This is a genomic window from Vibrio sp. B181a, from assembly GCF_030248375.1.
GTDB lineage: Bacteria > Pseudomonadota > Gammaproteobacteria > Enterobacterales > Vibrionaceae > Vibrio > Vibrio campbellii.
Genome location: NZ_JAHGAD010000021.1, coordinates 18868 through 28047 on the forward strand (window position 1 = coordinate 18868; position 9180 = coordinate 28047).

At 46.5% G+C, this 9180-nt stretch carries 9 protein-coding genes; 6 read left to right on the plus strand and 3 right to left on the minus strand.

What is annotated here, in order from left to right; genetic code table 11:
• Positions 1-2: 2 nt before the first annotated feature.
• Positions 3-2780, minus strand: a complete 2778-nt coding sequence (locus KIO97_RS10680) for an insulinase family protein (protein WP_285382433.1) — start codon at positions 2778-2780, stop codon at positions 3-5.
• A gap of 377 nt (positions 2781-3157) precedes the next feature.
• On the opposite strand from KIO97_RS10680, the gene sixA reads away from it, so the two are divergent.
• On the plus strand, positions 3158-3622 hold the full coding sequence (gene sixA, locus KIO97_RS10685) for a phosphohistidine phosphatase SixA (RefSeq protein WP_045400567.1): 465 nt from the start codon (positions 3158-3160) through the stop codon (positions 3620-3622).
• A 104-nt stretch (positions 3623-3726) separates the two neighbouring features.
• Here sixA and smrB read toward each other — a convergent pair whose 3' ends face one another.
• Positions 3727-4257 (minus strand): endonuclease SmrB, encoded by a 531-nt coding sequence (smrB, locus tag KIO97_RS10690; protein WP_005433105.1) that lies wholly within the window; start codon positions 4255-4257, stop codon positions 3727-3729.
• Between the two features lie 61 nt (positions 4258-4318).
• On the opposite strand from smrB, the gene prmB reads away from it, so the two are divergent.
• Entirely contained in the window at positions 4319-5251 is a 933-nt protein-coding gene (prmB, locus tag KIO97_RS10695) for a 50S ribosomal protein L3 N(5)-glutamine methyltransferase (protein ID WP_285382435.1), read from the plus strand.
• Positions 5252-5472: 221 nt separating this feature from the next.
• Positions 5473-6558, plus strand: a complete 1086-nt coding sequence (gene aroC / locus KIO97_RS10700) for a chorismate synthase (protein ID WP_005433120.1) — start codon at positions 5473-5475, stop codon at positions 6556-6558.
• An 85-nt stretch (positions 6559-6643) separates the two neighbouring features.
• Here the strand turns inward: aroC and KIO97_RS10705 are convergent, their stop codons facing one another.
• On the minus strand, positions 6644-7267 hold the full coding sequence (locus KIO97_RS10705; RefSeq protein WP_009707348.1) for a trimeric intracellular cation channel family protein: 624 nt from the start codon (positions 7265-7267) through the stop codon (positions 6644-6646).
• A 329-nt stretch (positions 7268-7596) separates the two neighbouring features.
• Here KIO97_RS10705 and KIO97_RS10710 point away from each other — a divergent pair, with 329 nt between their 5' ends.
• The 3 genes from KIO97_RS10710 (at position 7597) to KIO97_RS10720 (ending at position 9107) form a co-directional block, all read left to right on the plus strand.
• Positions 7597-8127 (plus strand): elongation factor P hydroxylase, encoded by a 531-nt coding sequence (locus KIO97_RS10710; RefSeq protein WP_038893052.1) that lies wholly within the window; start codon positions 7597-7599, stop codon positions 8125-8127.
• A gap of 15 nt (positions 8128-8142) precedes the next feature.
• Positions 8143-8406: a YfcL family protein gene (locus KIO97_RS10715; RefSeq protein WP_005433127.1), complete on the plus strand. Its 264-nt coding sequence runs from the start codon at positions 8143-8145 to the stop codon at positions 8404-8406.
• A gap of 176 nt (positions 8407-8582) precedes the next feature.
• On the plus strand, positions 8583-9107 hold the full coding sequence (locus KIO97_RS10720) for an NADPH-dependent FMN reductase (protein ID WP_285382436.1): 525 nt from the start codon (positions 8583-8585) through the stop codon (positions 9105-9107).
• Positions 9108-9180 lie beyond the last annotated feature (73 nt).

The window sequence follows — 9180 nt, forward strand, 5'->3', positions numbered from 1 at the left end:
ATTTACCCGAGACCGAAATCTTTCGGGCGCAACTGAAACTCTTCAATTGACCCAATTTCTAAGCCAAGGTTAATACGCGGCGCGTCTTCATGAGCGATACCTTGCGAATGCATCACCAAACGATTGGCGGTGCGAGGTTTTAGTTCATTGACCACAAAACGGATCATGTCGGTACGGGTCAACTCTTTAAGCTCTTCCAACACTTTTTCGCGCTGATTAAAGTCGGTGTCTTTGTTGCCAATTGCTACCCATAGGCGCTGCGCTCGCCCGCGTAATGTGGTGTCAGGCGTTGCAATTTGGTTCCATAATCCGCGCTTGCTGCTGTGCCATTGGTATTCGTTAAGCTCCAACAACACCATATAAAACGCATTCAAGAACTCATCGATTGAGGTAACCAGTTCAGCTGGCGCCGCGTTTGGTGACTGCACATAAAGCACAATCCCCGGATGACGATTAAGCGGCATGTTCCCCGTTCCCACCATGTAGCCAAGCTGTTGTTTAGTTCGGATCTCATGGAAGAAAGTTGCCGACATTAAGTGGTTCGCCAAGGAATAAAGCGCAATGTTACGCGGCGAGATGTCTTCACATTGGTGATAAATCACCACCGCCGAGTCTTGTTGGTTACAGTTTACTTCGCGTTGGAAGCTGCCATTTTCACCCAGCATGACGAGTGGGCGAAGTGCCTCTTCGTAACGCTGCTCTTTCACACGCAATGCGTCTTTTAATGTGGTTGCCATGTCATGAGCTTGCTGACGTTGCCAGTCGCCATAAACGAACATCTCAACGTGTAGCTCAGCGAGAATCGATTCAACAAACACAGACAGCTCATCCACCTCAATCTCTTCCAATGCTTCAACCAGCGTTGCAAAAGGTGGATTGTTAGGTTGGAGCAAACCTGTCAGTGCATTAAAAAGCTGCGAAATTGGGCGATCTTGAGATGAATTGCGCCAATTACGAAGAAGCTGCTGTTTAATGGTTTCAAATCGATCTGGGTTGAACTCACGAGCTGCAAAGCGATGCAGAATCATTTCTAAAAGTTGAGGTAACTTCTGGCTAAAGCCCGATAATGTAAGCGTGACACCGCCTTGGTGAGCATACATGTTGTAACCCATCCCCGCGATTTCTGCTTGATAAGTCTCTTTTGCTAGAGAGTCGAGGAACATCTCAACACATAGCCGCGTTTTCACGATATTTTTTGGCGATGCAACGGCGTGTGAACTGTCGATAGCGACGTAAACGACACCTTTCGGCACTCTGAACTCATCATCTTGCAGGTGCCAGAGTCGAAAACCTTCGAGATCTTCAACCAATTCTGGCAACGACCCGCCGTTTTCAAATGGTCTTGGGTCGAGGTCATAACAAATGTATGGGTTCTTTTCTGGCAGAACGAATTGCCAACTCGGATCAATTTGATGATAGAAGCGGCGTTGGTTTTCACTAAACGGGATGACTGAGTAAGGCGTGAAGTACCACTCTGCGGTTCGGTTGTATTCTAAACCTTGCGCAATCAATGTGACGCGAACATTTTCAACCGAAAGGTACTGCAACAATGAACGTTGAAGCGCTTCATCGTAGCCTGCCATTTTGTAGTCACCATAAACCGTGTCTTCTGGTTGATAGTGCTGCATGTTGATCACCAGATGACTGACCAAATCCATTGGACGTGATGGCTCTTGGAAACGGAAAGCCGATTCTAATACCGCTTGTTTTTCCAAGTATCGCCATTCATCCATGCCATCTTGTTTGATCATAGTGAGGTACTGGAATACCGCTTGAACGATGTCATCGACATGATCCAAACCGTTTGGTGTCAAGGTGCAACTTACTGTGAAATCGCGGTAGTTGCTGCCGCTCGCCCCGCCACCTGCAGAGAGGGAAGTAATCCAGCCTTTCTCTTTGAGTTGAAGCATTAAACTGCCTTCACCTTCGTAGCCCAACAGGTGAGCAAAGTAGGAGAGAGGCTTCACGCTGTAGTGTGCGTCCATTCCCGGCATTGGGAACGTGAGGATCAGTTTACGGAACTCTTTGATTGGTTCGACTTGGACCAAAATACCAGTGCTATCTTCGGTGCCAATAGGGACATCAATCGATTTGCCGCGCAATTGGTGGTTTGGAATGTCGGCAAACATGGCTTCTACCCACGCTTGCTGCTCATCAAGAGATTGCGGACCAAACAAAGTCAGCGTCATCAAATCAGCGGAATACTGTGAGTGGTGAAACTCAACAATTTCGTCGCGAATCGATTTGCCTTCGCGGTCACCAAGCGTATCCAAGTTGCCGACAGAGAATTTAGAAAACGGATGTTCTGGGTTGATGACTTCTTTATTTACTTGATACAGACGGCGAGAATCGTCGTTCAGTTTGAGTTTGTATTCGGAGTCGACCGCTTGGCGTTCTTTGTCTAACGCTTCTTCGTTAAACAGTGGTGCGGTAAAGAATTGACTGAAACGATCAAGTGCGCTTTCAAAGGCGGTTGGTGTCACATCGAAGAAGAAACAAGTGTGCTCGGTACCCGTCCAAGCGTTGTTGGTGCCACCATGTTGACTAATATAACTTTGAAACTCGCCCACTTTAGGGTATTTTTCCGTACCCAAAAAAAGCATGTGTTCTAGATAGTGTGCCAGACCTTGACGATCCATCGGATCATCGAAGTGTCCAACGTTTACTGCTAGGGCTGCTGCCGACTGTTGAACCGTGTCGGAATGAATCAGCAACACGCGCAGGGCATTACTCAATGTAATGTAGCGGTATTGATTTGAATCGTTTGGACTTAGGTGCACGATGCGTCTCCAGATTTCGCATTACAGTAATTATGATCCCCGAGTGGGGAGGCGCAAAGTTTGCGCTTCGACAAATACTGCTTGCCGCATTTTTGTTATTCGTAAGAGTACTGCATAAGCCCATCAGCAAATTGCTATGGGGTTCGAGCTATTTGAAGGAATGCACTGAGTTCATAACTTCATCGTAGAATGTGATGAACTGAGTATATTCTTTTTAATAGATTGTTAAGAAAGTCGCTATCTTTAGCAAGCGAATTGGTATAATGAACCGATAATTATATCAGTATTTTTGTTTCGACATTATTAAAGTTAGCCCGCTATCCGTATAAAGATAGCAGTCAACCTTTTGGTAGCGTTAGCTATCCCTAGGAAATAACATGAAAATATTTATCTTGCGTCACGGTGAAGCAGAGCATTTTGCGAACACCGACGCAGAAAGACAACTGACCCCAAGAGGCAGAACTGAATCGGAAGCAGTTGCCCGAGCATGTAAAGAGCAAGGTTTTGCTCAATTCGACAAAGTACTGGTGAGCCCGTACATTCGAGCGCAGCAAACTTGGCAAGAAATCAGCGCACACTTTTCGGCAAAAAGCATCGAAACGTGTGAAGACATCACGCCTTATGGTCAATCCGACCAAGTGTTTGATTTCGCTAATGCGCTAATTGAAGTTGAGAAGCTTGAATCTCTTCTGTTTGTGTCACATTTGCCGCTGGTGGGCTACCTTACTGCGGAATTTGTGAAAGACATGACGCCGCCGATGTTCCCGACATCTGGCTTGGTGTGTATTGAGTTTGACCCGCAAACACAACGCGGTGAAGTGCTTTGGCATATCACGCCATAGAACAAGAGTTCTCGGGGTGATGTCTTGAGAAAAACAAAAAAGGCAGGGTTAACCTGCCTTTGTCGTTCTTGCTCGTCAGCGAAATACTTTTCGGAGTCGGTGGGTTATTTCTCAGGAATAGAAAGCAGCACCAGTAGGGCACCATCGCCGCCAAACTCTAGAGGCGCTTGGTGGAATGCCATTACGTCTGGATGTTGAGCTAACCAAAGCGGCGCTTTCTGCTTCAAGATGTGCTTACCGATGCCGTGTTGTACACACGCACAGTGGATTTCGTTTTTCACGCAGTACGCGATCATCGCACCGAGTTCTCGCTTGGCTTCTTGTTGTGTCATGCCGTGCATGTCTAGGAAGACGTCAGGCACGTACACGCCACGACGAAGACGTTTCACTTCATAAGTCGAAACATCATCACGCGCGTAGCGAGTTGGTCCATCCGCATTTAAGAGCGGGACAAACTCATCGGAAAAGTAAAATTCAGAATCACTCGCTTCACGGTTTGAGCGTGTGATTTCTTTTTGCTTAGTATTTTTTTTTGGTTGCTGGATTATGGTATCCTGTCGCAACTTTTTTACGCCCTGTACTGCATCCTTAAACAAGGCGAAATCGTCATCGTGTTCGGTGTCTTTTTTGCTCATTAGGTAAACAATTTCATTTTTACAATTTATGGCAGTATTGTAGCGCTTTTCGGAGGCAATTTTGGATAAGATTTTTGTAGAAGAGGCGGTATCGGAGCTCCATACCCTTCAAGATATGATTCGTTGGACGGTAAGCCGCTTTAACGCCGCTAACCTGTTTTACGGTCATGGCACTGATAATGCGTGGGATGAAGCGGTTCAGCTTATCCTGCCAACATTATACTTGCCGATTGATGTGCCTCCGCACGTATTGAACTCTCGCCTTACGACAAGCGAGCGTATGCGTATTGTTGAGCGTGTAGTAAAACGCATCAACGAGCGTACACCAACTGCATACCTAACCAACAAAGCGTGGTTCTGTGGTCTTGAGTTTTTCGTTGATGAGCGTGTACTTGTGCCGCGTTCTCCAATCGGTGAATTGATTCAAGCGGAATTCCAGCCTTGGTTGGTGGAAGAGCCTACACGCATTATGGACCTATGTACGGGTTCTGGCTGTATCGCGATTGCTTGTGCGCACGCTTTCCCTGAAGCAGAAGTTGACGCGATCGATATCTCAACTGACGCACTTCAAGTTGCAGAGCAAAACGTACAAGATCACGGCATGGAGCAGCAAGTGTTCCCAATCCGCTCTGACTTGTTCCGCGACCTTCCAAAAGAGAAGTACAACCTGATCGTGTCTAACCCACCTTACGTGGACGAAGAAGACATGAACAGCCTACCAGACGAGTTCACGCACGAGCCTGAACTGGGTCTAGCTGCAGGTACTGACGGTCTAAAACTGGTTCGTCGCATTCTTGCTAACGCACCAGACTACCTAACAGACGATGGTATTCTTGTGTGTGAAGTCGGTAACTCAATGGTTCACATGATGGAACAGTACCCACAAATTCCATTCACTTGGATTGAGTTCGAGAACGGTGGTCACGGCGTATTCATGCTAACGCGTGACCAGCTGGTTGAGTGTGCAGAAGAGTTCAAACTGTACAAAGACTAAGTCAGTCGAAACAAACGAGTTGATCAAATAATGAAAACACCGAGCCCAGTGCTCGGTGTTTTTTTATCCGCTTCGCACTGAGCTTGGAAAATTTCGGCTGTTTTGTTTTTTCCACCAAATCGGGCTTTACATCAAAACGTAATACCGCCACTATGATTCCACGAAGAATTGAAAAGCAGTTGCGCTCATGGAGAGCGTGGCGACAAGAACTTGAGGAAGTAATGGCAGGAAACAGTATCGGACAACATTTCCGAGTAACGACATTCGGAGAAAGTCACGGTATCGCACTAGGATGTATCGTAGACGGATGCCCTCCAGGTTTGGAAATCACTGAGGCAGATCTGCAAACGGATCTCGACCGTCGCCGTCCTGGCACATCACGTTACACTACCCAACGTCGTGAACCGGACGAAGTAAAAATTCTTTCTGGCGTATTTGAAGGTCAAACTACAGGCACTTCAATTGGTCTGATGATTGAGAACACAGACCAGCGTTCTAAAGACTACTCAGACATCAAAGACAAGTTCCGTCCAGGACACGCTGATTACACTTACCACCAAAAATACGGTGTGCGCGATTATCGAGGTGGCGGCCGTTCGTCTGCTCGTGAAACGGCAATGCGTGTGGCGGCTGGTGCAATCGCTAAGAAATACCTGAAAGACGAGTTTGGTGTCGAAATCCGCGCTTACTTGTCACAAATGGGTGACGTTTCAATCGATAAAGTGGATTGGAATGAAATCGAAAACAACGCGTTCTTCTGCCCAGATGCAGACAAAGTCGAAGCGTTTGATCAGCTTATCCGTGACCTGAAAAAAGAAGGCGACTCTATTGGCGCTAAAATTCAGGTTGTGGCAACGAATGTACCTGTTGGTCTTGGTGAGCCTGTATTTGATCGTTTGGATGCAGACATCGCGCACGCGCTAATGAGCATCAATGCGGTGAAAGGCGTGGAAATCGGCGACGGTTTTGATGTGGTAAACCAAAAAGGCAGCGAGCACCGTGATACGCTTTCTCCAGAAGGCTTCGGTAGCAACCACGCGGGCGGCATTCTTGGCGGTATCTCTACCGGTCAAGAGATTGTTGCAAACATTGCGCTTAAGCCAACGTCAAGTATTACGGTTCCGGGTGAAACCATCACTAAAGAAGGTGAGCCAACTCAGTTGATCACTAAAGGTCGTCACGACCCATGTGTGGGTATCCGCGCTGTGCCTATTGCAGAAGCGATGCTGGCCATTGTCGTTATGGATCACTTGCTACGTCATCGTGGTCAAAACCATGGCGTACAAACCGAGACTCCAAAGATTTAAGTTTGAAACGTAAATCGATAGATACACAAAAGGCTGCTCAGTGAGCAGCCTTTTTTCATCCCTTTTCAATAGCTTTCGAGTCGAATCAGTGAATCGAGCCTTCTGTTTCCAAGTGGAATGAAGGTAAGCGCCATTTGAAGCGTACTGCAGCCATTCGCAGCATGTAACCAGTAATCAGAGTCACAATCGTCGCGGTTACGTCTGGTACGTTGAACTCAAGTAGCGCTAGGTACAAACCTGATGCGATAAGTGCCACCGATGCGTAAAGCTCTTCATGCAACACAAGTGGTGTTTGACGACAAATCAAATCGCGTAGCAGGCCACCAAATACACCAGTGACTAGCGCTGACACCATACAAATGCCAGGGTGTAAGCCCATACCAATTGCTACCTTGGTGCCGATAATGCTAAATACGATCAAGCCAAGTGCATCCAAACGAATGAATAGCCCTTTGAATTTAATCACCCATTTCGCTAAGCCAGTTGTCAGAACACCAGCTACACAAGTGATTGCCAAAAATTCTGGGTTCTTCACCCAACCTAATGGGTAGTGGCCAAGAAGAATATCGCGCACCGTACCACCGCCAATTGCCGTTGCACTGGCTACCAACATAACACCAAACCAATCCATTTTTCTTCGACCAGCACTCAACGCACCAGTCATGGCTTCAGCCGTGATACCAATGATATACAACACACTTAGCAGCATAAGGGGACACTCAAATAAAAGGGCGCTGTCTTAGTCCTTGAGATTAAGGAAAACAGCAGCAAAACTTACCAACAAGATTTAAGCCTTGAGGAAGGGGCTTAAACCCTAAAAGAATCTCGCTTTAAGTGGCGTTGATGTCGCCATCATTAAGCTTAAAAATAAGGCGTGAGTGTAGTGGGAAATGTGATCTGTGACGAATGAGAAATAGTATGGAGAAAGCGACTTTCAGATAAATCCAGCTAATAACCAAACTTGTTGTGTGGCTTTACCTGTTGAAGAAAAACAGCGACAATGCGCACCGCATATCAATTTGAAGTACAGAATCGATGATGAACCACGAATATCAAGACCTTATCGCCATCTTCAACGACACGTTTCTTGAAACTTTTAATACCAAGTTGGAGCTTGGTGGTGATGAGCCAATTTATTTACCAGCAGACCAAGAGCATCCGCATCATCGGATTATTTTTGCTCGTGGTTTTTACGCGTCAGCGCTGCACGAGATTGCCCATTGGTGTGTAGCAGGACCAGAACGTCGTTTGCTGGAAGATTTTGGTTACTGGTATGAACCTGACGGCCGTACCGCCGAGGTTCAAGCTGAGTTTGAAAAAGTGGAAATTCGCCCTCAAGCGTATGAGTGGATTCTAGCGAAAAGTGCTGACTTCCCTTTTAACGTCAGTTGTGACAATCTACACGGCGATTTTGAACCAGATCGTCTTGGTTTCATGCACAAAGTGCACAATGAAGTAATGGGTATTCTAGAAAACGGTCTTCCGCCTCGCGTGAAAATGCTATCGGATGCGTTGTGTGCCTTTTACCAAACCAAGCCGCTGGAAACGTCTGACTTTATCGTTAAATAACCTCAGAGAAGCTCCATGATTATTGAATTTGAAGAAAAACTACTAGAACTGATTGATGCTCGCATTGAAACGGCATCGGATGATGAATTGTTTGCTGGTGGTTATTTGCGTGGTCACATTTCTCTGTCTGCTGCAGCGTGTGAGGAAGAAGGCATTAACGATGTGACTGAGCTGAAGTCTCGCATTGAAAACAGCCTTGAAGAAGCACGTTCAGAATTGACGCCTGCCGATCGTGTGATCGTGAGCGATCTATGGCAAGAGCTTCAAGCGCAAGCTTAAGTCTCATTCAGTTATATATGCTTCGATTGGCAGCTCTAAGTTTCTGGTTGAAGCAAAATGAGTTGAATTAAACTCCTTCGAAATTTTCGAATCTCTCCTTAAAATTTTTGTGGTTGTGGCACTTGGGCTCACCTTTTACTCTAGTGAGTACAAAACGTGAACAAAGGATTACAACCATGAAAATTATCGCATTTGGCGCTTCTACTAGCTCTACCTCTATCAATAAAACCCTCGCGACTTACGCTGCCAACCTTGTTGAAGGTGCAGACGTGCAAGTATTAGATCTCAACCGCTATGATGTCCCTTTGTTCAGTGAAGACAAAGAGAAAGAAATTGGTCAGGCGGAAGGCGCAAAATCTTTTCTTGCTGACATCGCAACAGCGGATGCTTTGGTAATTTCTTTTGCCGAGCATAACGGCTCTTACCCAGCGGCTTACAAAAATCTGTTCGATTGGGCGACACGCATCGATCGCAACGTATTCCAAAATAAACCAGCGGTGTACTTAGCGACTTCACCTGGCTCTGGTGGCGCACAAACGGTTCTCGCTGCGGCGACAGGCTCTGCGCCTTACTTTGGTGCTGAAGTGAAAGCATCGCAATCTATTCCGAGCTTCTACGATAACTTTGATTTGGAAGCGGGTCAGTTCCGTAATGCGGAAATTGCCGAGCAAGTGAAAGCAGCCGTGGCAGCATTGAACTAAACACTGGTAACCCCCTCTAACTCCCCCTTAGAAAGGGAGAGGACTATGCGGAGTTCATAATGTAGTGGCATAG